Annotated in this window: 24 protein-coding genes; 23 read left to right on the plus strand and 1 reads right to left on the minus strand. The window is 68.2% G+C overall.

What is annotated here, in order from left to right:
- The 5 genes from M4486_RS19770 (at position 1) to tuf (ending at position 6,199) form a co-directional block, all read left to right on the plus strand.
- Positions 1-1,287 (plus strand): resuscitation-promoting factor, encoded by a 1,287-nt coding sequence (locus M4486_RS19770; RefSeq protein ID WP_283257949.1) that lies wholly within the window; start codon positions 1-3, stop codon positions 1,285-1,287.
- A gap of 503 nt (positions 1,288-1,790) precedes the next feature.
- Positions 1,791-2,165: a 30S ribosomal protein S12 gene (gene rpsL / locus M4486_RS00015; RefSeq protein WP_152351771.1), complete on the plus strand. Its 375-nt coding sequence runs from the start codon at positions 1,791-1,793 to the stop codon at positions 2,163-2,165.
- Positions 2,165-2,635 (plus strand): 30S ribosomal protein S7, encoded by a 471-nt coding sequence (gene rpsG / locus M4486_RS00020; protein ID WP_249478958.1) that lies wholly within the window; start codon positions 2,165-2,167, stop codon positions 2,633-2,635. The genes rpsL and rpsG overlap by 1 nt, the downstream gene beginning before the upstream one ends.
- A gap of 99 nt (positions 2,636-2,734) precedes the next feature.
- Positions 2,735-4,882, plus strand: a complete 2,148-nt coding sequence (gene fusA, locus M4486_RS00025; protein WP_249478959.1) for an elongation factor G — start codon at positions 2,735-2,737, stop codon at positions 4,880-4,882.
- Between the two features lie 129 nt (positions 4,883-5,011).
- Entirely contained in the window at positions 5,012-6,199 is a 1,188-nt protein-coding gene (tuf, locus tag M4486_RS00030; RefSeq protein ID WP_200501874.1) for an elongation factor Tu, read from the plus strand.
- Positions 6,200-6,589: 390 nt separating this feature from the next.
- Here tuf and M4486_RS00035 read toward each other — a convergent pair whose 3' ends face one another.
- On the minus strand, positions 6,590-7,513 hold the full coding sequence (locus M4486_RS00035; RefSeq protein ID WP_249478961.1) for a general stress protein: 924 nt from the start codon (positions 7,511-7,513) through the stop codon (positions 6,590-6,592).
- 300 nt (positions 7,514-7,813) lie between these two features.
- On the opposite strand from M4486_RS00035, the gene ngcE reads away from it, so the two are divergent.
- The 18 genes from ngcE to rplE all read left to right on the plus strand — a co-directional run bounded on the left by ngcE (position 7,814) and on the right by rplE (position 21,023).
- Positions 7,814-9,244 carry an N-acetylglucosamine/diacetylchitobiose ABC transporter substrate-binding protein gene (gene ngcE / locus M4486_RS00040; protein WP_249478962.1) on the plus strand — a complete coding sequence of 477 codons (1,431 nt, stop codon included), beginning with the start codon at positions 7,814-7,816 and terminating at the stop codon, positions 9,242-9,244.
- Positions 9,244-10,206, plus strand: a complete 963-nt coding sequence (locus M4486_RS00045; protein ID WP_249478963.1) for a carbohydrate ABC transporter permease — start codon at positions 9,244-9,246, stop codon at positions 10,204-10,206. The genes ngcE and M4486_RS00045 overlap by 1 nt, the downstream gene beginning before the upstream one ends.
- Positions 10,206-11,132: a carbohydrate ABC transporter permease gene (locus tag M4486_RS00050; protein ID WP_249478964.1), complete on the plus strand. Its 927-nt coding sequence runs from the start codon at positions 10,206-10,208 to the stop codon at positions 11,130-11,132. Before M4486_RS00045 ends, M4486_RS00050 begins: the two co-directional genes overlap by 1 nt.
- Before the next feature lie 548 nt (positions 11,133-11,680).
- A complete protein-coding gene (gene rpsJ, locus M4486_RS00055; protein WP_050668652.1) occupies positions 11,681-11,989 on the plus strand; it encodes a 30S ribosomal protein S10 in 309 nt (102 codons plus the stop codon).
- 11 nt (positions 11,990-12,000) lie between these two features.
- Positions 12,001-12,681 carry a 50S ribosomal protein L3 gene (gene rplC, locus M4486_RS00060; protein ID WP_249478966.1) on the plus strand — a complete coding sequence of 227 codons (681 nt, stop codon included), beginning with the start codon at positions 12,001-12,003 and terminating at the stop codon, positions 12,679-12,681.
- 5 nt (positions 12,682-12,686) lie between these two features.
- Complete coding sequence (gene rplD, locus M4486_RS00065; protein ID WP_152351778.1) at positions 12,687-13,385, plus strand: 50S ribosomal protein L4; 699 nt, start codon at positions 12,687-12,689, stop codon at positions 13,383-13,385.
- The gene (gene rplW, locus M4486_RS00070) at positions 13,382-13,684 is read left to right on the plus strand and encodes a 50S ribosomal protein L23 (RefSeq protein WP_152351779.1); all 303 of its coding nucleotides are present in this window, start codon (positions 13,382-13,384) and stop codon (positions 13,682-13,684) included. The genes rplD and rplW overlap by 4 nt, the downstream gene beginning before the upstream one ends.
- A 46-nt stretch (positions 13,685-13,730) precedes the next feature.
- Positions 13,731-14,567: a 50S ribosomal protein L2 gene (rplB, locus tag M4486_RS00075; protein WP_249478967.1), complete on the plus strand. Its 837-nt coding sequence runs from the start codon at positions 13,731-13,733 to the stop codon at positions 14,565-14,567.
- Between the two features lie 15 nt (positions 14,568-14,582).
- Positions 14,583-14,864, plus strand: a complete 282-nt coding sequence (gene rpsS / locus M4486_RS00080) for a 30S ribosomal protein S19 (protein ID WP_152351781.1) — start codon at positions 14,583-14,585, stop codon at positions 14,862-14,864.
- A gap of 44 nt (positions 14,865-14,908) precedes the next feature.
- Complete coding sequence (gene rplV / locus M4486_RS00085; RefSeq protein WP_249478968.1) at positions 14,909-15,262, plus strand: 50S ribosomal protein L22; 354 nt, start codon at positions 14,909-14,911, stop codon at positions 15,260-15,262.
- A gap of 10 nt (positions 15,263-15,272) precedes the next feature.
- Positions 15,273-16,106 (plus strand): 30S ribosomal protein S3, encoded by an 834-nt coding sequence (gene rpsC, locus M4486_RS00090; protein ID WP_200501866.1) that lies wholly within the window; start codon positions 15,273-15,275, stop codon positions 16,104-16,106.
- A 5-nt stretch (positions 16,107-16,111) separates the two neighbouring features.
- Entirely contained in the window at positions 16,112-16,531 is a 420-nt protein-coding gene (rplP, locus tag M4486_RS00095) for a 50S ribosomal protein L16 (protein WP_152351784.1), read from the plus strand.
- Positions 16,531-16,761, plus strand: coding sequence for a 50S ribosomal protein L29 (rpmC, locus tag M4486_RS00100; protein WP_152351785.1), 231 nt, complete (start codon positions 16,531-16,533; stop codon positions 16,759-16,761). Before rplP ends, rpmC begins: the two co-directional genes overlap by 1 nt.
- Before the next feature lie 20 nt (positions 16,762-16,781).
- Positions 16,782-17,090, plus strand: a complete 309-nt coding sequence (gene rpsQ, locus M4486_RS00105) for a 30S ribosomal protein S17 (protein WP_152351786.1) — start codon at positions 16,782-16,784, stop codon at positions 17,088-17,090.
- Between the two features lie 402 nt (positions 17,091-17,492).
- Positions 17,493-19,253, plus strand: a complete 1,761-nt coding sequence (locus tag M4486_RS00110; RefSeq protein WP_249478970.1) for an MFS transporter — start codon at positions 17,493-17,495, stop codon at positions 19,251-19,253.
- A gap of 444 nt (positions 19,254-19,697) precedes the next feature.
- Entirely contained in the window at positions 19,698-20,066 is a 369-nt protein-coding gene (rplN, locus tag M4486_RS00115) for a 50S ribosomal protein L14 (protein ID WP_152351787.1), read from the plus strand.
- Between the two features lies 1 nt (position 20,067).
- Positions 20,068-20,454 carry a 50S ribosomal protein L24 gene (rplX, locus tag M4486_RS00120; protein WP_152351788.1) on the plus strand — a complete coding sequence of 129 codons (387 nt, stop codon included), beginning with the start codon at positions 20,068-20,070 and terminating at the stop codon, positions 20,452-20,454.
- Positions 20,454-21,023 carry a 50S ribosomal protein L5 gene (gene rplE / locus M4486_RS00125; protein ID WP_152351789.1) on the plus strand — a complete coding sequence of 190 codons (570 nt, stop codon included), beginning with the start codon at positions 20,454-20,456 and terminating at the stop codon, positions 21,021-21,023. Before rplX ends, rplE begins: the two co-directional genes overlap by 1 nt.

The raw sequence follows: 21,023 nt of genomic DNA on the forward strand, positions 1-21,023 counted from the left end.
GTGAAGAAGACTCCGTGGATCATCTCTGCGGCCGTGGCAGGGCTGCTGGTCGCCGGCGGCGGCGGCACCGCCTACGCGGTCTCCAACGAGGCCGGCGTGGACGTGTACGGCGAGCACAGCACCGTGCGCACCTTCAGCCCGACCGTGGGCGCGCTGCTCGAGGCGCAGGGCGTCACCGTGCGCTCGACGGACCTCGTGATCCCCTCCATCGACTCCGTCGTCACCGACGGCATCGATATCCAGGTCGTCCACCGCAACCCCGTCACCGTCACGGTCGACGGGAAGGCGCACGAGGTGCTCACGACCGGCGACACCGTGGCCGACGCCCTCGAGGAGGTCGACGTCGACACGAAGAAGGCGCACGTGAGCCCCGACCCGGAGACCTCGCTGAGCGCGGAGGGCACCTCGGTCGAGGTGCAGACCGCGAAGTCCGTGACCTTCAAGGGCCAGTACGGCCACAAGACCTTGACCGTCTACTCCGACACCGTCGGCGAGGGCATGGAGGAGGTCCTGAAGAACATCGAGGACACCGACACCGCGAAGCCCGGTCGCGACGAGGAGCTGACCGACGGCATGACCGTCACGGTCCAGCGCGTGCGCGAGAAGGAGTCGACGAAGAAGGAGTCCGTCGACTTCGAGACCACGACCAAGAAGTCCGACGAGCTCACCGAGGGCACCACGAAGGTGGAGACCGAGGGCCGGAAGGGCACCAAGGAGACGAAGGTCCGCGAGACCATCGTCGACGGCGAGGTCACCAAGACGAAGGTCCTGGACGAGCAGGTCACGAAGGAGCCGGTCGACGAGGTCGTCCTCAAGGGCACCAAGAAGGCTCCCGAGCCCGAGGACACCTCGAGCGACGCGGACGACTCCTCGAGCTCCGCCGCGAAGGACGACGACTCCTCGAGCGACAGCGACTCCTCGTCCTCGAAGACGACGTCCGCGAAGACCTCGGAGAAGAAGTCCCAGGCCTCCTCGGACTCGAAGAAGTCCACGAGCACCTCGAAGTCCTCCTCGAGCGCGAAGGCCCCCTCGGTCTCCGACGGCTCCGTCTGGGACACGATCGCCCAGTGCGAGTCGGGCGGCAACTGGTCCATCAACACCGGCAACGGGTTCAAGGGCGGTCTGCAGTTCACCGATCAGTCCTGGAAGGCGTTCGGCGGCGGCGCCTACGCCTCCTCGGCCGACCAGGCATCCCGCGCGCAGCAGATCGCGGTCGCCAAGAAGGTCCAGGCCGCTCAGGGCTGGGGCGCATGGCCCGGCTGCACCTCGAAGCTCGGCATCGGCTGAGCCGACGCCCGGGGCCCGATCGGACGGACGACGCCCGATCGCGCGTCGTGCAGGCATCGCGAGCGCATCACGGAGACCCGTGGTGCGCTCGCCGCGTCCCCGGGCCCCGTCGCGCTTCGTCGGGCATGTGATGTGCATCCGAAGGCACCCAGTCCTTTGACCCTCTGCACGCGGCGTCAGTAGACTGTCAAGAGCGTCCGGAGTGCCCTCTGGTCGTGATCGGGACTTCTCCCGGGCTGTCGACTCGAACGCCCGGGTGTCCCCCGCGAGGAGCGGATCCTCGTGGCATGCCCGAATCCGGGCGACGGGCGCATCCCCGCCCTCGTCCGCGGCGCGCGATCACGGTGCTCCGACGCACGGACGGCGCACGTCGTCCGCGCGGGTCGCCGTGCCCACTCCCGGGATGCAGGGGAGCGCACGACGGGTCGCCGGCCGCACCCGCGGCCACAAGATGGAGTTCCGAGGGGACCAACACTCCCGTCGGCAGAACAGGAAGAGTCGAAGTGCCCACTATTCAGCAGTTGGTGCGCAAGGGGCGGACGGTCAAGTCCTCCGCTTCGAAGACCCCGGCGCTCAAGGGTTCGCCCCAGCGCCGCGGCGTCTGCACGCGCGTCTACACCCAGACCCCCAAGAAGCCGAACTCGGCGCTGCGCAAGATCGCGCGCGTGCGTCTGTCCACCGGCATCGAGGTGACGGCGTACATCCCCGGCGTCGGCCACAACCTGCAGGAGCACTCGATCGTGCTCGTGCGCGGCGGCCGTGTGAAGGACCTCCCGGGTGTCCGCTACAAGATCGTCCGCGGCTCCCTGGACACCCAGGGCGTCAAGGGTCGCCAGCAGGCCCGCTCGCGGTACGGCGCGAAGAAGGAGAAGAAGTAATGCCTCGTAAGGGAGCAGCTCCCAAGCGCCAGCTCGTGGTGGACCCGGTCTACGGCTCCCCGCTGGTCACCCAGCTCATCAACAAGGTCCTCCTCGACGGCAAGAAGACCGTCGCCGAGTCGATCGTCTACGGCGCCCTCGAGGGCTGCCGCGAGAAGAACGGCCAGGACCCGGTCGCGACCCTCAAGAAGGCCCTGGACAACGTCAAGCCCAGCCTCGAGGTGCGTTCGCGCCGCGTCGGCGGTGCGACCTACCAGGTCCCCGTCGAGGTCAAGCCCGGTCGTTCGACGACGCTGGCCCTGCGCTGGCTCGTCAGCTACTCGCGCGCCCGCCGCGAGCACACGATGACCGAGCGGCTCATGAACGAGCTGCTCGACGCGTCCAACGGTCTCGGCGCCGCGGTCAAGCGCCGGGAGGACACGCACAAGATGGCCGAGGCCAACAAGGCCTTCGCGCACTACCGCTGGTGAGACGGCAGGGCCCGCCCGCCGGATCCCCGGATCCGCGGCGGGCGGGCCCCGCCTCCCACCGCACTCCAGACCAGCAGCCCTCCAGAAAGGCCCAAGTCAGTGGCACTCGCAGTGCTCAGCGACCTCACCAAGGTCCGAAACATCGGCATCATGGCCCACATCGATGCCGGTAAGACCACCACGACCGAGCGCATCCTCTACTACACCGGTGTCAACTACAAGATCGGCGAGACGCACGACGGCGCCGGCACGATGGACTGGATGGAGCAGGAGAAGGAGCGCGGCATCACCATCACGTCGGCCGCGACGACCTGCTACTGGCACGACAGCCAGATCAACATCATCGACACCCCCGGTCACGTCGACTTCACCGTCGAGGTGGAGCGCTCGCTGCGCGTCCTCGACGGCGCCGTCGCCGTGTTCGACGGCAAGGAGGGCGTGGAGCCCCAGTCCGAGACGGTGTGGCGCCAGGCCGACAAGTACGACGTGCCCCGCATCTGCTTCGTCAACAAGATGGACAAGCTGGGCGCGGACTTCTTCTTCACCGTGCGCACCATCGTCGAGCGACTCGGCGCCAAGCCGCTGGTGATGCAGGTCCCGATCGGCGCGGAGAACGACTTCCGCGGCGTCGTCGACCTCGTCGAGATGAAGGCCTACGAGTGGCCGGACACGTTCCCCGAGGACGCCCCCGAGTTCGGCAAGAAGAAGGGCGATGCGGCGCTCGGCCAGTACCAGGCCGAGGTCCCGATCCCCGCGGAGCTCCAGGAGCAGGTCGACGAGTACCGGGCCAAGCTCGTCGAGGACGTCGCCGAGAGCACCGAGGAGCTCATGGAGGCCTACCTCGAGGAGGGCGACCTCACCGTCGACCAGCTCAAGGCCGGCATCCGTCACCTCACGGTGAACTCCGAGGCCTACCCGGTCTTCGCCGGCTCCGCGTACAAGAACAAGGGCGTGCAGCCCATGCTCGACGCGGTCGTGGACTACCTCCCCTCGCCCCTCGACGTCCCGCCGATGGTCGGCCACGACGTCAAGGACGAGTCCAAGGAGCTCACGCGCAAGCCGTCGACCGACGAGCCCTTCTCGGCCCTGGCCTTCAAGCTCGCGACCCACCCGTTCTTCGGCACGCTCACCTACGTGCGCGTGTACTCCGGTCACGTCAAGAGCGGCGACCAGGTCATGAACTCGACCTCGGGCAAGAAGGAGCGCGTCGGGAAGCTCTTCCAGATGCACTCCAACCAGGAGAACCCCGTGGACGAGGCCTTCGCCGGCCACATCTACGCGTTCATCGGCCTGAAGGACACCACCACCGGCGACACCCTGAGCGATCTGCAGAACCCGATCGCCCTGGAGTCGATGACCTTCCCCGAGCCCGTGATCTCCGTGGCCATCGAGCCCAAGACCAAGGGCGACCAGGAGAAGCTCTCCGCGGCGCTCCAGAAGTTCCTCAAGGAGGACCCGACCTACCAGGTCGAGCTGGACGACGAGACCGGCCAGACCGTCATCCGCGGCATGGGCGAGCTGCACCTCGACATCCTCGTGGACCGCATGCGCCGCGAGTTCAAGGTCGAGGCGAACATCGGCAAGCCGCAGGTCGCGTACCGCGAGACCATCAAGCGGACGGTCGAGAAGTTCGACTACACGCACAAGAAGCAGACCGGAGGCTCCGGCCAGTTCGGCAAGGTGCAGATCACCTACGCGCCCCTCGAGGACGCGGAGGAGGGCGTGTTCTACGAGTTCGAGAACCTCGTCACCGGTGGTCGCATCCCGCGTGAGTACATCCCGTCCATCGACGCGGGCATCCAGGACGCGCTGCAGTCCGGCGTCCTCGCCGGCTACCCGGTCGTGAACGTCCGGGCGCAGCTGATCGACGGTGCGTACCACGACGTCGACTCCTCGGAGATGGCCTTCAAGATCGCCGGCTCCATGGCGACCAAGGAGGCCCTGCGCCTCGCGAACCCGGTCATCCTCGAGCCGCTCATGGCGGTCGAGGTCCGGACTCCCGAGGAGTACATGGGAGATGTCATCGGCGACCTGAACTCGCGTCGCGGGCAGGTCCAGTCGATGGAGGACGCGAGCGGGGTCAAGATCGTCCGTGCTCTCGTCCCGCTGTCGGAGATGTTCGGATACGTCGGCGACCTGCGGTCCAAGACCCAGGGTCGTGCGGTGTACTCGATGCAGTTCGACAGCTACGCGGAGGTCCCGAAGACCATCTCGGACGAGATCGTCGCGAAGACCCGGGGCGAGTGAGGCAGCGGAGGGGAGACGGGTACACTCGATCCGCCTCTCCTCCGACCCCGCGGCGGAGGCCCGCAGGCCGGGCGCCCGCCGTCCCGAACCAGTAGTACCCAGATGAGACAGTCCTAGGAGGACACCACAATGGCCAAGGCCAAGTTCGAGCGGACCAAGCCGCACGTCAACATCGGCACCATCGGTCACGTCGACCATGGCAAGACCACGCTGACCGCTGCGATCTCGAAGGTCCTGTACGACCAGTACCCGGATCTCAACGAGAAGCGGGACTTCGACCAGATCGACAACGCGCCGGAGGAGAAGCAGCGCGGCATCACGATCAACATCTCGCACATCGAGTACGAGACCGAGAAGCGCCACTACGCGCACGTCGACGCCCCCGGCCACGCCGACTACATCAAGAACATGATCACCGGTGCGGCCCAGATGGACGGCGCGATCCTCGTGGTCGCGGCGACCGACGGCCCCATGGCCCAGACCCGCGAGCACGTGCTGCTCGCCCGTCAGGTCGGCGTCCCCTACCTGCTGGTCGCGCTCAACAAGTCCGACATGGTCGACGACGAGGAGATCCTCGAGCTCGTCGAGATGGAGGTCCGTGAGCTGCTCGGCTCGCAGGAGTTCGACGAGGACGCCCCCGTCATCCGCGTGTCCGCTCTCAAGGCCCTCGAGGGCGACGAGAAGTGGGTCAAGTCCGTCCAGGACCTGATGGCCGCGGCCGACGACAACATCCCGGACCCGGTCCGCGATCTCGACAAGCCCTTCCTCATGCCCGTCGAGGACGTCTTCACCATCCAGGGCCGCGGCACCGTCGTGACCGGCAAGGTGGAGCGCGGCAAGCTGCCGATCAACTCCGAGGTCGAGATCGTCGGCATCCGCCCGGCGCAGAAGACCACGGTCACCGGCATCGAGATGTTCCACAAGCAGATGGACGAGGCGTGGGCCGGCGAGAACTGCGGCCTGCTCCTTCGCGGCACCAAGCGCGAGGACGTCGAGCGCGGCCAGGTCGTCGTGAAGCCGGGTTCGATCACCCCGCACACCAACTTCGAGGCGCAGGTCTACATCCTGTCCAAGGACGAGGGCGGCCGTCACAACCCGTTCTACTCGAACTACCGTCCGCAGTTCTACTTCCGCACCACGGACGTCACCGGCGTCATCACGCTGCCCGAGGGCACCGAGATGGTCATGCCCGGCGACAACACCGAGATGTCGGTGGAGCTCATCCAGCCCATCGCCATGGAGGACGGCCTCGGCTTCGCCATCCGCGAGGGTGGCCGCACCGTCGGCTCCGGCCGCGTCACCAAGATCATCAAGTGATGATCGCGGGCGCGAGCCCGCAGACGTGAGCTGATCCCCCACGGGAGAGCTCGAAGGCCCCGGATCCATCCGCCGCACGGCGGGAGGATCCGGGGCCTTCGTCATGCCCGGCCGCCCCGAGCCTCCGCCGGGGGAGCAGAGGCCGGGACGCCGAGGCGAGAGCAGCCGGTCGCTCTCGCGTCCAGGCCGGCGCGTCGGGATCGGGTCCACGTCACTGCGAGACCGTCCCCGCGATGGAGGTCGTGCCGTGCCCGGAGCTGTGCCCGGAGCCGCACCCACCTGAGTGTCTGCGCCCGCGCACGTAGGCCCGCGCACCGCGTGGTGCAGCGGTGGGCGGGCCTGCGTCGTGGGGGAGCGGTGAGCGGGGTGCGCCCGGAGGAGCTCAGCGGCTCAGGGGCGCGGATCCCGGTGGGTTGCGTCGGTGGCGCCGTCGTCGTCGGTCTGCTCCGGATCCGCGGTCGGGGCCGACGCGGGCCTGCCGTACTGCGGCCGGGACGGGCTCGCGGCGGAGGCGCTGCGGGTGGGCGCGGGCGCCGCGGGCCTGCCGTACTGCGGGCGATTGCCCGCGGAGGGGGAGGCGTCGGCGCCGGTGGCGACTGACGACGCGTCGTCGCTCCGGGTGCCCTCCGCGGCGTACGCGGATGACGGGGCGGAGGCGTCCTGGAGCCGCTGGGGACCGGTGCCGCCCGCGGATCCGGCGGCGCTCTGCGCACCGTAGTCGCCGTGCGGCGGGCGTACGGGCTGCGGGGAGCCCGCTGCGGCGGGCACGACGGGCGCGCCGTTCGCGCCGCGGCCGGCGCCCTGCGGCGCGGCGGGACCGGGCGGGGTCGCGCCCGCCGCGAGCAGAATGCTGCGGGCGGCCTGCGCGTGGCTGTGCTCGACCATCAGCTCGTACTGCATGGGGATGGTCGCGGTCATCGAGGTGAAGTCGCGGTTGCCGCCCGTGGCGGCGTAGCCGATCGCCGACCAGATGGTGAAGAAGACGACCCCGAACAGCACGCCCGAGATCACCGTCTGCAGCAGATGGCCGGAGAACAGGGCGAGCAGCAGCCCGATGAACAGACCCATCCAGACGCCGCTCAGCGCGCCGTTCAGCAGGACCTTGCGCCACGTGCGGCGTCCCGTGACCCGCTCCATGAGCTTGAGGTCGGTGCCCACGATCATCGTGTTCTCCACCGGGAACTCGGCATCCGCGAGCGCATCCACCACGGCCTGCACCTCGGCATAGGTGCTGTACGTGCCGAGCGAGCGCGGATACTCGAGCTTGTAGAGCCGCGCCGTCAGAGGTGAGGGCTGCTGCTGAGGCTGTGTCATGCACGCGAGCCTAGAGGACGGATCAGGGCGGCACCGAGGTATCGCCTGGACGTCCGCTGGATGTCGACGGGGTGCGCGCCCCGCACGGCCGCCCGGCGACGACCGACGACCGGGCCCGTTACGTGTTCGTGACCGACTGGGTGCTCAATCGATCAGATCTACGCAAGGTGCGCATTATGATCGTGGCACGAGGAACGCCGACGACGACGTCACGGCACCTCGCCTCGATGGTCCGACGACACCCTGTCCACTCAATGACGAAAGCAGGAGACCATGGACTCCTCTCAGGACTCTTCCGACATGATGACACCTCTCGAGCGCCTCGCGGCCTCGCGGCGGAGCTTCCTCGCCCTCGCAGGGGCCGGCGGCGGCGCGGTCGCGCTCTCGGCCTGCGCGGGCGGCGGGGGAGGGGACGACTCCTCGTCCGGCGGCGATGCGGCCGACGGCGGCGGCGACAAGTCCGACGACAACCCGTTCGGCGTGAAGTCCGGATCCAGCGTGGACGTCGTCATCTTCGACGGCGGCTACGGCGACGACTACGCGAAGGACGCCGGCAAGGCGTTCGAGAAGCTCCACTCGGACATCACCCCCAAGGTCTCCTCGACGGTGAACATCCAGCCCGAGCTGCAGCCGCGCTTCGTCGGCGGCAACCCGCCCGATCTCTTCGACAACTCCGGCGCCCAGTCCATGAACGTCTCCGCGCTCATCAACCAGGGCGAGCTCGCCGATCTCCAGCCCCTGCTGGACGTGAAGGGCGTGGACGGCACGGCCATCAAGGACACCCTGCTGCCGGGCTCCACGGATCCGGGCACCTACTCGGGCAAGTTCCTGGCGATGAACTACGTGTACACGGTGTACGCCCTGTGGTTCTCGAAGAAGCAGTTCGACGAGAAGGGCTGGTCGGCCCCCAAGACCTGGGACGACATGATGTCCCTCGGCGAGGAGATCAAGAAGACCAAGGCCTACCCGTTCTCCTACGGCGGCCAGAACGCGTCGAGCTACTACATGGAGCTCGCGCTCACCATGGCCATCAAGGAGGGCGGCGACGAGGTCCGCAAGAAGCTCGACTCCCTCGACGCCAAGGCCTTCGAGCAGGACGCCGTGGTCAAGGCGTACGCGGCCCTCGAGGACGCCGTGAAGGCCAAGTTCTTCGCCCCCGGCGGCGAGGGCATCAAGCACACCCAGGCCCAGACCGACTGGGTCACCGGCAAGTCGGTGCTCTACCCGTCGGGCTCGTGGATCGAGAACGAGCAGCGCGGCGTGACTCCGAAGGACTACGAGATGACGGCCGCGCCCGCGCCGACGCTGAGCTCCGGGGGGAAGATGCCCTACGAGGCGATCCACGGCACGGCCGGGGAGCCCTTCGTCGTCCCCTCGAAGGGCAAGAACACCGCCGGGGGCATGGAGTTCCTCCGCGTGATGCTCTCGAAGGAGCAGGCCACGAACTTCACCACGCTGACGGGCTCGCCCACGGTCGTGAAGGATGCCGCCCCCTCGGACGAGGACGCCTCGACGGCTCTGCAGGCGACGCTGAAGATGATCAGCGACGCCGGGGAGAACGCGTTCACCTTCAACCTCATCGACTGGTACAACCTGGGTCCCGACACCGTGACGCAGTGGACCGAGTTCCTCTCGGGCAGGGTCGGCGCCGATGAGCTGCGCGAGAAGCAGCAGAAGATGATCGACAAGGTCCGGGAGGACGACTCCGTCGAGAAGTTCGACGTCAAGTGATGGTCGCAGTCCCGACGACGGCGCCGACCTCGGAAGCTCCCCGCTCCCGAGGTCGGCGCCAGCGGCTCACGCTCGAGCGGGTGGTCTTCTTCGCGCTGTTCCTCGGCGTGCCCCTGCTCGTGTACGTGATGTTCGTGGTCTCGCCGTTCCTGCAGGCGTTCTACTACTCCCTGACCGACTGGCGGGGAGTCAGCGCGTCGCAGGAGTTCGTGGGCCTGAAGAACTACGTCACGCTGTTCGAGGACGAGAACTTCCGCACCGCTCTCTGGCACAACGCGATCCTGCTCGTCGTGCTGCCCCTGGTGACCATCACCCTGGCCTACGCGCTGGCCGTGCTGGTGACGATCGGCGGCGACAGCCGCGGGGAGGTCAAGGGGATCCGGGGAGCGACGGTCTACCGGGTCATCAGCTTCTTCCCCTACGTGATCCCCGCGGTCGTCATCGGCATCCTGTTCGCGTTCATCTACGCCCCGGGCGGCGGGCTCCTCAACGGCGTGCTGGGGCTCGTCGGCATCGACTCGCAGATCGCCTGGCTCGGCGACCCGCGCTTCGCGATGGCCGCGGTGATCATCGCCGTCGTGTGGAACATGGTCGGCTTCTACATGGTGCTGTTCGTGGCAGCGATCAAGGCCGTGCCCTCCGAGGTCATCGAGGCCGCGCGGCTCGACGGCGCGGGTCGCCTGCGCCTGTCGGTGCGGGTCGTGCTGCCGATGATCCGGGAGAACGTCTCCACCGCTCTGGTGTACATGGGAATCCTCGCCCTGGACATGTTCGTCTTCATCAACGTGATGACGCCCAACGGCGGCACGTCCAAGAGCACCGAGGTCGTCTCCCGGTACCTCTACGAGACGGCGTTCCAGAAGTCGAACTTCGGCCTCGCCTCGGCGATGGGCGTGGTGATGGCCGTGTTCACGATGATCATGGCCGTCATCGTGCTGCTGCTGAGCAGGAAGAAGGACTGATGAGCACGACGCAGACGACACGGACGACGCGCGACGCCCGGCCCGCCCACGAGGACGGCGGCACGGCCGCGCCGGCTCCCCGGCGCCGGAAGCGGTCATCGGGGGACAGGGCCTTCGGCGCCGTCTCCCACACGATCCTGGTGCTCTGGGCCCTGGTCGTGATCCTCCCGCTGATCTGGACCGTCTTCAGCTCCTTCAAGGACTCCCGTTCGATCCTCGCGTCACCGTTCTCGCTCCCGAAGACCTGGAACTTCGACAACTTCGTGCGGGCCTGGACGACGGCGGGCATCGGCCGCTACTTCCTCAACACGATCATCGTGGTCGGATGCTCGCTGATCCTGGTCATGATGCTGGGGGCCATGTGCGCGTACGTGCTCGCCCGCTTCCAGTTCCCCGGGCGGACGATCATCTACTACGCGCTGATCGCGGGGCTCACGTTCCCGCTCTTCCTCGCGGTGGTGCCGCTGTTCTTCGTGCTGAAGAACATGGGCCTCCAGGGCAACTACGCGGGACTGATCATCAGCTACGTGGGCTTCGCCCTGCCGTTCACGGTGTTCTTCCTCTACGCCTTCTTCCGGCAGCTGCCGGAGGAGATCGGCGAGGCGGCGCAGATCGACGGCGCGGGCGATTTCCGCACCTTCTTCCAGGTGATGCTGCCGATGGCGAAGCCGGGCCTGGTCTCGATCGCGATCTTCAACTTCCTGGGTCTGTGGAACCAGTTCCTGCTGCCGATCGTGCTGAACACCGATCCCGACAAGTACGTGCTGGCCCAGGGCCTGGCGAACATGCAGGCGCAGCAGGGCTACCAGACGGACTGGTCCGCGATGTTCGCCTCCGTCACGATCACCATCATCCCGGTGCTGATCGTGTACGTGATCTTCCAGCGTCAGCTGCAGGGCGGCGTCGGGCCGAGCACGAACAAGTAGGAGACCGACGCCCTGGTCATGGGCGCCCTGTCCTGGAAGGGCCGATGGTGGGGAGCCGTGGCGATATCGCCACGGCTCCCCACCATCGGCCCGTCGACGTCATCAGCACCGGGCGCCGCCGCTCTGCTCCGGGCACCGGCGCCCTCACCTCTCGCGCGGGGTCGGTGCGATGTCGGTGCGACCTCCGCGGGCCGTCCCCGCGCTCGCAGACAGGACTGTGCCATGTGACTCGCTCCACCTGTCCTGCCCTCGACGGGGAGCATGCGGGATGGCAGACTGGGGGAGTTGTCTGTGCGGGCCGACATGCCCGGTTCCGTTCTCCGCTCCCGCGCTCTGCGCGACGCGGCGAATGATCACCGGATGAGGCCCAGCCCCAGGATGCGAACGACGCCACCGCGTCGAGAGCGCATCGTGAAGAGGGAGAGCACGGACCAGCCGGCAACGGTCACTCGCCCATGGGGCTTCGCCCCCTAGGGAGTGCGACACGCCCGTCCTCGGGTACCGGTGCCGACTGCATGAATGTCCAGACGAGAGAGAGACAGGACGCCATGGCGGGACAGAAGATCCGCATCAGGCTGAAGTCGTACGACCACGAGGTCATCGATAGCTCGGCGCGCAAGATCGTCGACACGGTGAGCCGTGCGGGTGCGACCGTTGTCGGCCCCGTGCCGCTGCCGACCGAGAAGAACGTGTTCTGCGTGATCCGTTCGCCCCACAAGTACAAGGACTCCCGCGAGCACTTCGAGATGCGCACGCACAAGCGTCTGATCGACATCGTCGATCCCACGCCCAAGGCCGTGGACTCGCTGATGCGCCTCGATCTGCCGGCGGACGTCAACATCGAGATCAAGCTCTGAGGCAGGCCGATATGAGCAACGAACTGACAGGGCAGGCTGCCCGCGCCGTCGCCGGCGTGCTCGGCACCAAGCTCGGCATGACCCAGGTCTGGGACGAGAACGGCAAGCTCGTGCCGGTCACCGTCGTCCAGACCGACTCCAACGTCGTCACCCAGGTGCGCTCCGTGGAGGTCGACGGCTACGACGCGGTCCAGATCGCGTACGGCCAGATCGATCCCCGCAAGGTGAGCAAGCCGCTCAAGGGCCACTTCGAGAAGGCCGGCGTGACCCCGCGCCGTCACCTCGCCGAGCTGCGCACCTCCGACGCCGGTGATTTCACCGTCGGCCAGGAGATCGACGCGTCGGTCTTCGAGGCCGGCCAGAAGGTCGACGTCGTCGGCACCACCAAGGGCAAGGGCACCGCGGGCGTCATGAAGCGCCACGGGTTCGCCGGTGTCAGCGCCTCCCACGGTGCGCACCGCAACCACCGCAAGCCCGGCTCGATCGGCGGCGCCTCCACCCCTGGTCGCGTGTTCAAGGGCCTGCGCATGGCCGGCCGCATGGGCAACGTCCGCACCAGTGTCCAGAACCTGACCGTGCATGCGGTCGACGTCGAGAAGGGCCTCGTGCTCGTCAAGGGTGCCGTCCCCGGCCCCAAGGGCGGTCTCGTGCTGGTCCGCTCGGCCGTCAAGAGCCCCGTGAAGGAGGCCTGAGCCCGATGGCAGAGAACCTGACCGTCGACGTCCTCGACCCGGCCGGGAAGAAGTCCGGCACGGCCGAGCTCCCCGCGTCGATCTTCGACGTGCAGACCAACGTCCCGCTCATCCACCAGGTCGTCGTCGCCCAGCTCGCGGCCGCCCGTCAGGGCACGCACAAGGCGAAGACCCGCGGCGAGGTGGCCGGCGGCGGCAAGAAGCCGTACAAGCAGAAGGGCACCGGCCGCGCTCGTCAGGGCTCGATCCGCGCTCCTCAGTTCGCCGGCGGCGGCATCGTCCACGGGCCGGTCCCGCGCGACTACAGCCAGCGCACCCCCAAGAAGATGAAGGCCGCCGCGCTGCGCGGCGCCCTCTCGGACCGGGCGCGCAACGGCCGCGTCCACGTCCTGAGCTCGCTGCTCGAGGGCGACGCGCCCTCGACGAAGGCCGCGCGCACCGCGCTGGGCCGCATCTCCGAGCGCGAGCACGTCCTCGTGGTGATCCGTCGCGACGACGAGCTGGGCGCCCTGAGCACCCGCAACCTGCCCACGGCGCATGTCCTGTTCGCCGACCAGCTGAACACCTACGACGTCATGCTGAGCGACGACGTCGTGTTCACCTCCGGCGGTCTCGAGGACTTCGTCGCGCGCGCCACCCTGTCCCTGCCCACGTCCTCCTTCGCCGCGGCGAAGAACGCGGGCGTCGAGGAGGAGTCCAAGTGACCACGCTGAACAAGGACCCGCGGGACATCGTCCTGGCCCCGATCGTCTCCGAGAAGAGCTACGGGCTGATGGACGAGGGCAAGTACACCTTCGAGGTGGACCCCCGCGCCAACAAGACCGAGATCAAGATCGCGATCGAGAAGATCTTCGACGTGAAGGTCGCCTCGGTGAACACGATCAACCGCCAGGGCAAGGCGCGCCGCACCCGCTACGGGACCGGCAAGCGCAAGGACACCAAGCGCGCTGTCATCACCCTGACCGACGGAACCATCGACATCTTCGGAGGGTCGGTCGCCTGAGCGACCGATCGCCGAGGATCCGAAGAGAGTCAGAGGGAAACCCACCATGGGAATTCGCAAGCACAAGCCGACCACGCCGGGCCGTCGCGGCTCGAGCGTCGCCGACTTCGTCGAGATCACTCGCAGTGAGCCCGAGAAGTCGCTGGTCCGCCCGCTCTCCAAGAGCGGCGGCCGCAACTCCAACGGTCGCATCACCTCGCGTCACCGCGGCGGTGGCCACAAGCGCGCCTACCGCGTGATCGACTTCCGCCGCGCCGACAAGGACGGCGTGAACGCCAAGGTCGCTCACATCGAGTACGACCCCAACCGCACCGCTCGCATCGCACTCCTGCACTACGCGGACGGCGACAAGCGCTACATCCTCGCACCCGCGAAGCTCCGTCAGGGCGACTGGGTCGAGAACGGCGCCGGCGCCGACATCAAGCCGGGCAACAACCTGCCCCTGCGCAACATCCCGCTGGGCACCGTGGTGCACGCCATCGAGCTGCGCCCCGGCGGCGGAGCGAAGATCGCCCGTTCGGCCGGCGCCTCCGTGCAGCTGGTCGCCAAGGAGGGCCGCTTCGCGCAGCTGCGCATGCCCTCCGGCGAGATCCGCAACGTCGACGCGGACTGCCGCGCGACCATCGGCGAGGTCGGCAATGCCGAGCAGTCGAACATCAACTGGGGCAAGGCCGGCCGCATGCGCTGGAAGGGCAAGCGCCCGCACGTGCGCGGCGTGGTCATGAACCCGGTCGACCACCCGCACGGCGGCGGCGAGGGCCGCACCTCCGGCGGTCGTCACCCGGTGTCGCCCTGGGGCCAGCCCGAGGGCCGCACCCGGCGTCCGAACAAGGAGAGCGAGAAGCTCATCGTCCGTCGTCGCCGCACGGGCAAGAAGCGCTGATAGGGAGCCAGAAGTATGCCTCGCAGTATTGCCAAGGGCCCGTTCATCGACGACCACCTTCAGAAGAAGGTCGACGTCGCCAACGAGAAGGGCACCAAGAACGTCATCAAGACCTGGTCGCGTCGTTCGGTCATCACACCGGACTTCCTCGGCCACACCTTCGCAGTGCATGACGGCCGCAAGCACGTCACGGTGTTCGTCACCGAGTCGATGGTGGGCCACAAGCTCGGCGAGTTCGCCCCCACGCGGACTTTCAAGGGCCACGAGAAGGACGACCGGAAGGGCCGTCGTCGCTGACGCGAGTCAGTGACGGCAGCACTTCTCTCGAAGAGAGGACAGCAATGGAAGCCAAGGCGCAGGTGCGGTATCTCCGCATGTCGCCCATGAAGGCCCGGCGCGTTGTGGACCTGATTCGTGGCAAGAGCACGGTGGAGGCTCAGGACATCCTGCGGTTCGCACCGCAGGTGGCCTCCGAGCCCGTCCTGAAGCTCGTGCAGTCCGCGATCGCCAACGCCAGGGTGAAGGCCGATCAGGCGGGGGAGCGTTTCGATGAGCAGGAGCTCGTCGTCTCCGCCGCGTACGTCGACGAGGGTCCGACCATGAAGCGGTTCCAGCCGCGAGCTCAGGGTCGTGCCTTCCAGATCAAGAAGCGCACCAGCCACGTCACCGTGGTGGTCGCTCCCGTGAACAAGTAAGGAGTCCCGTATGGGCCAGAAGGTCAATCCCAATGGGTTCCGCCTCGGGATCACCACGGAGCACACCAGCCGGTGGTTCGCCGACTCCACCAAGGAGGGGCAGCGGTACCGCGACTACGTGAAGGAAGACGTCGCGATCCGCAAGCTCATGTCCGAGGGGCTCGAGCGTGCCGGCATCTCCAAGGTCGAGATCGAGCGCACCCGTGATCGTGTCCGCGTCGACCTGCACACCGCCCGCCCGGGCATCGTGATCGGGCGCCGCGGTGCGGAGGCCGAGCGCCTCCGCGGCGAGCTCGAGAAGCTCACCGGCAAGCAGATCCAGCTGAACATCCTCGAGGTCAAGAACCCCGAGGCCGACTCGCAGCTGGTCGCGCAGGGCATCGCCGAGCAGCTCGCCGCTCGCGTGTCCTTCCGCCGTGCGATGCGCAAGGGCATGCAGTCCGCGCAGCGCGCCGGCGCCAAGGGCATCCGCGTGGCGGTCTCCGGCCGCCTCGGCGGCGCCGAGATGAGCCGCAGCGAGTTCTACCGCGAGGGTCGCGTGCCTCTGCACACCCTCCGCGCGAACATCGACTACGGCTTCTACGAGGCCCGCACCGCCTTCGGCCGCATCGGCGTGAAGGTGTGGATCTACAAGGGCGACGTCACCGCCAAGGAGCTCGCGGCCCAGCAGGCCGCCTCGCAGGGTCCCCGCTCCGGTCGGGGCCCGCGTGCCGAGCGTCCGCGCGGCCGTCGCAACGAGCGCAACGCCGCCGCCCGTCAGCAGCGTCCCGAGCAGGCCGAGCAGGCCGCTCCCGCCGCCGCCGAGCAGAGCGCTGCGCCCGCTGAGTCCGGAACGGAGGCCTGAGGGACATGCTGATCCCCCGCAGGACCAAGCACCGCAAGCAGCACCACCCCACCCGCAGCGGCATGTCCAAGGGCGGCAATGATCTCGCGTTCGGCGAGTACGGCATCCAGGCGCTCGCGCCGGCGTACGTCACCAACCGCCAGATCGAGGCCGCGCGTATCGCCATGACCCGCTACATGAAGCGCGGCGGCAAGGTGTTCATCAACATCTACCCCGATCGACCGCTCACCAAGAAGCCTGCCGAGGTCCGCATGGGCTCGGGCAAGGGCTCCGTGGAGTGGTGGGTCGCCAACGTCAAGCCGGGCCGCGTCATGTTCGAGGTCGCCGGAGTGTCCGATGAGGTGGCTCGTGAGGCGCTGCGCCTGGCAGCGCACAAGCTGCCGATGAAGTGCCGCATCCTGAGCCGAGAGGGTGGTGACATCTGATGGCAGCGACCAAGCTCACCGCCGAGGAGCTCGACAAGCTGGACGACCAGAAGCTGGCCGACGAGCTGTCGAAGGCCAAGGACGAGCTGTTCAAGCTCCGCTTCCAGTCCGCGACCGGCCAGCTGGAGAGCTCCGGCCGCCTGCGGTCCGTCAAGAAGGACATCGCGCGGATCTACACGATCCTGCGTGAGCGCGAGCTGGGGATCCGCCAGGCCCCGACCGCCGAGTGACCGCGAAGCGAGGAGAACACATGAACGACAACGTCCACGAGGACGCAGCCGTCGAGGGGCACCACGCCTCCTCGCACGACCGTCCCTACCGCAAGACCCTGCGCGGGTACGTCGTCTCCGACAAGATGGACAAGACCATCGTCGTCGAGGTCGAGGAGCGCGTGAAGCACTCCCTGTACGGCAAGGTCATGACCAAGACCAAGAAGTTCAAGGCGCACGACGAGGAGAACACCGCCGGCATCGGCGACCAGGTCCTCCTCATGGAGACGCGCCCGCTCTCGGCGTCGAAGCACTGGCGCCTGGTCGAGATCATCGAGAAGGCCAAGTGACCCTCTGATCCCTCGCGGATCACCGGCGTCATGCGCCGCTGAGGCCGGTCGCCCCCACCCGGGGCGGCCGGCCTCTCGCATGTCCGGGGGCGGCTGCCGGCGACCCGCGGCACCCGGCGGAGCACCCTGTGCGGTGCCCCCGGGAACCGTCCGGATGTGAAGCGCGACACGCCGTGTGAGACATCAGCGTATGCACTGGTCAACCCCCGCTTTCGAGAATCGATCCAGGTCATGGACCTGACATCGGGCTCGAAACCTGTTTTCCTGGTGCGCCGTGCCCGCTCCTCGGGACCTCCGACGGCTCGTCGCCGGATCTCCCCCGGGGCACGAGGAAGGAAGCGTCGGCCGCTCTCTCGGCAGAGCGACGACCCCTCGGCACCTCAGCCCCACGAAGGCAGGTCCATGTCCTCTTCAGAGCCCTCATCTCTGCCCGGCGCCGAGCGCACGCTCGGTGCCGCCCCCCAGCTCGGCCCCGAGGCCGATGCGCAGCCCGAGGCCCGGTCGGACGGCGATCGTCCGGGCGGAGCGCGCCGCCCGGGCCGTCGGCTCCTCGGACGCAAGCCCAAGCAGCCGCGCCTCGAGGTCGATGACGTCCTCGTCGTCAAGGGCTCCAAGGTGCGCACCGCGATCGGCGGCACCGTGGTCGGGAACGTCATGGAGTGGTTCGACTTCGGCGTCTACGGCTACATGACGCTGATGCTGTCCGAGCTGTTCTTCCACACGGGCAGCAAGTCGCTCGACACCATCCTCACCCTCCTGGGCTTCGCCGTCAGCTTCCTGGTGCGTCCCTTCGGCGGCCTCGTGCTGGGCCCGCTCGGCGACAAGATCGGCCGCCAGAAGGTCCTCTTCTTCACGATGGCGATGATGGCGATCGCGACCGCCCTCATCGGCGTGCTGCCCACCCACGCGCAGATCGGCGTCTGGGCCGCCTTCCTCCTCTACGCCCTCAAGCTCGTCCAGGGCTTCTCGACGGGCGGCGAGTACGCGGGCGCCACGACGTACGTCTCGGAGTACGCGCCCGACAAGAAGCGCGGCTTCTACGCCTCCATGCTCGACGTGGGCTCGTACTTCGGGTTCGCGCTGGGCGCGGGCTCGGTGGCCCTCACCCACCTCGTCACCTCGTCCGTCTGGGGCCCCGACGCCATGCTCGCCTGGGGATGGCGCGTGCCGTTCCTCATCGCGATCCCGCTGGGCGCCGTCGCCATCTGGTTCCGTGCCCGCATCCCCGAGACGCCCGCCTTCGAGGCCACCGAGGCCGAGCAGGAGGCCGAGGCCGAGCAGTCCCACGAGGACGCGAGCTCGGTGCACGCCCGCAAGGGTCCGATCGGCATCATCCGCTACCACTGGCGCGAGCTGCTGATCGCGGTCGCGATCGTGGCGGCGACGAACACCGCCGGCTACGCGCTCACGAGCTACATGCCCACCTACCTGGGCACCCAGTTCGGGTACAACGAGATGACGAGCGCCGCGACCACGATCCCCGCGCTGCTCATCCTGTGCGTCATGATCCCGTTCGCAGGGAAGGCGTCCGACCGCTTCGGCCGCCGCGCCGTCTACTTCACGGGCTCCGCGACCGCGGTGCTGCTGATGCTCCCGGCGTTCTGGCTCATGCACCAGAGCTCGTTCCTGGAGATCCAGGTCGCCATGGTGATCGTCGCTCTGCCGGTCGCCATGTTCATCGGGCCCTCGGCCGCGGCGCTGCCCGCGCTGTTCCCGACGGCCGCCCGCTACGGCGCGATGGGGATCGCCTACAACATCTCGGTGTCCCTGTTCGGCGGCACCACCCCGGTGATCTCCCAGACGCTGATCAAGTGGACGGGCAACAGCTACATGCCCGCCCTCTGGATCATGTTCTTCGGTCTGGTCGCCGGCATCGCCGTGATCTTCATGCGCGAGAGCGCGAAGCGGCCGCTGCTGGGCTCCTTCCCCTCGGTGGAGACCGCCGAGGAGGCGCGGGAGCTCGTCGCCCACCAGGACGAGAACCCGCTGCTGAACACCTCGGAGATGCCCATCGTGGTCGATCCCGAGATGGAGGCGGAGATCGAGGCCGCGATGGACGTCCCCGGTGCGGGGCTCCCCTCCGACGCGGACGCGGCTCCCGAGGACGAAGGCCGCGACGGCAGCGGCGCCTCGGGCGCGGATCGCGTGGGGGCGGGCTCCTGACGGACCCCGTGCCCGACGCCCCGTGAAGGACGCGGGGGAGCGCACCTCCCGATCATGGGCCCGGCCGACGAATGCTCGTCGGCCGGGCCCATCGGCGTCCTCGCGCGACGCATGAGCAAGGACACAGCCCTTTCGTCGCCGCCGCCCTTCCGCCGGAGCCCGCCCGGCCCGTACACTTGAACGGTTGCTGATCTCGTGCATGCCCTCGGGCGTGCACGGAGGATGCGGACCGCAGCGTCCATCCCCCGTCGGAGACCGCGCACCATCGGCCCCTCGTGAGCCCCGGGTGTGTCCGAGTCCGCCGGAGGGTTTTTTGATGCCCGCCGCGCTCCGCACCGTCATCCGGCCCTGGGGCCGGGTATCCGGGCAACGGTCCATATCCGTTCCGCAAGGCTGGCTCCCCGTCCCGGGTGGCGAGAACCGGCGAGACGACAGGAGTACTGAGTGATTCAGCAGGAGTCGCGACTGAAGGTCGCCGACAACACGGGTGCGAAGGAGATCCTCTGCATCCGCGTTCTCGGTGGCTCCGGTCGCCGTTACGCAAGCATCGGCGACACCATCGTGGCGACCGTCAAGGACGCCATCCCCGGTGGCAACGTCAAGAAGGGCGATGTCGTCAAGGCCGTCGTCGTGCGCACCACCAAGGAGCGCCGCCGCGCCGACGGTTCCTACATCCGTTTCGATGAGAATGCCGCCGTGATCCTCAAGACGGACGGCGAGCCGCGAGGCACGCGCATCTTCGGCCCCGTGGGCCGCGAGCTGCGCGACAAGCGGTTCATGAAGATCATCTCGCTGGCGCCGGAGGTGCTGTGACATGGCAGGCATGAAGATCAAGAAGGGTGACCTGGTCCAGGTCATCACCGGCCGCACGAGCGATGGCGACAAGGCCGCCAAGCGCGGGCTCGAGCCGGGCGACAAGGGCAAGCAGGGCCGTGTGCTCGAGGTGTTCACCGACACGCAGCGCGTGCTGGTGGAGGGCGTCAACCGCCGCACCCACCACCTGCGTCCGACCCAGCAGGGCGGCGCCGGTGGCATCGAGCAGCGCGAGGCTCCGATCCACGTCTCGAACGTGGCGCTCGTCGACCCCGAGGACAACCGTCCCACCAAGGTCGGCTACCGCGTGGAGACCCTCGAGCTCGAGAACGGCCGCACCAAGCAGGTCCGTGTGCGCTACGCCAAGCGCTCCGGGAAGGACATCTGATGAGCACCGTGACGACCGAGGCGCCCACCCCGCGCCTGAAGAGCACCTACCGTGACGACATCAAGGCCAAGCTCACCGAGCAGTTCGGCTACGAGAACGTCATGCTGGTCCCCGGCCTGACCAAGATCGTCGTGAACATGGGCGTCGGCGACGCCGCTCGCGACTCGAAGGTGATCGACGGCGCGATCCGCGACCTCGCCACCATCACCGGTCAGAAGCCCCAGGTGACCAAGGCCCGCAAGTCCATCGCCCAGTTCAAGCTGCGCGAGGGCATGCCGATCGGCGCCCACGTGACGCTGCGCGGCGACCGCATGTGGGAGTTCCTGGACCGTCTGCTGTCCACCGCGCTGCCCCGCATCCGCGACTTCCGCGGTCTGTCGGCCAAGCAGTTCGACGGCAGCGGCAACTACACCTTCGGTCTCACGGAGCAGGTCATGTTCCATGAGATCGACCAGGACGAGATCGACCGCGTCCGCGGCATGGACATCACGGTCGTGACCACCGCGAAGACCGACGACGAGGGACGCGCCCTGCTCAAGCTGCTCGGCTTCCCCTTCAAGGAGAACTGA

It is taken from the genome of Brachybacterium kimchii, assembly GCF_023373525.1.
In the GTDB taxonomy this organism is placed as follows: Bacteria; Actinomycetota; Actinomycetes; order Actinomycetales; family Dermabacteraceae; genus Brachybacterium; species Brachybacterium kimchii.

Bases quoted from the DNA above. Each gene is read 5' to 3' on its own strand.
- rpsG (WP_249478958.1), top strand. From the start codon at position 2,165: ATGCCTCGTAAGGGAGCAGCTCCCAAGCGCCAGCTCGTGGTGGACCCG.
- tuf (WP_200501874.1), top strand. From the start codon at position 5,012: ATGGCCAAGGCCAAGTTCGAGCGGACCAAGCCGCACGTCAACATCGGC.
- M4486_RS00035 (WP_249478961.1), bottom strand. From the start codon at position 7,513: ATGACACAGCCTCAGCAGCAGCCCTCACCTCTGACGGCGCGGCTCTAC.
- ngcE (WP_249478962.1), top strand. From the start codon at position 7,814: ATGATGACACCTCTCGAGCGCCTCGCGGCCTCGCGGCGGAGCTTCCTC.
- M4486_RS00045 (WP_249478963.1), top strand. From the start codon at position 9,244: ATGGTCGCAGTCCCGACGACGGCGCCGACCTCGGAAGCTCCCCGCTCC.
- M4486_RS00050 (WP_249478964.1), top strand. From the start codon at position 10,206: ATGAGCACGACGCAGACGACACGGACGACGCGCGACGCCCGGCCCGCC.
- rpsJ (WP_050668652.1), top strand. From the start codon at position 11,681: ATGGCGGGACAGAAGATCCGCATCAGGCTGAAGTCGTACGACCACGAG.
- rplC (WP_249478966.1), top strand. From the start codon at position 12,001: ATGAGCAACGAACTGACAGGGCAGGCTGCCCGCGCCGTCGCCGGCGTG.
- rplD (WP_152351778.1), top strand. From the start codon at position 12,687: ATGGCAGAGAACCTGACCGTCGACGTCCTCGACCCGGCCGGGAAGAAG.
- rplB (WP_249478967.1), top strand. From the start codon at position 13,731: ATGGGAATTCGCAAGCACAAGCCGACCACGCCGGGCCGTCGCGGCTCG.
- rpsS (WP_152351781.1), top strand. From the start codon at position 14,583: ATGCCTCGCAGTATTGCCAAGGGCCCGTTCATCGACGACCACCTTCAG.
- rplV (WP_249478968.1), top strand. From the start codon at position 14,909: ATGGAAGCCAAGGCGCAGGTGCGGTATCTCCGCATGTCGCCCATGAAG.
- rpsC (WP_200501866.1), top strand. From the start codon at position 15,273: ATGGGCCAGAAGGTCAATCCCAATGGGTTCCGCCTCGGGATCACCACG.
- rplP (WP_152351784.1), top strand. From the start codon at position 16,112: ATGCTGATCCCCCGCAGGACCAAGCACCGCAAGCAGCACCACCCCACC.
- rpmC (WP_152351785.1), top strand. From the start codon at position 16,531: ATGGCAGCGACCAAGCTCACCGCCGAGGAGCTCGACAAGCTGGACGAC.
- rpsQ (WP_152351786.1), top strand. From the start codon at position 16,782: ATGAACGACAACGTCCACGAGGACGCAGCCGTCGAGGGGCACCACGCC.
- M4486_RS00110 (WP_249478970.1), top strand. From the start codon at position 17,493: ATGTCCTCTTCAGAGCCCTCATCTCTGCCCGGCGCCGAGCGCACGCTC.
- rplX (WP_152351788.1), top strand. From the start codon at position 20,068: ATGGCAGGCATGAAGATCAAGAAGGGTGACCTGGTCCAGGTCATCACC.
- rplE (WP_152351789.1), top strand. From the start codon at position 20,454: ATGAGCACCGTGACGACCGAGGCGCCCACCCCGCGCCTGAAGAGCACC.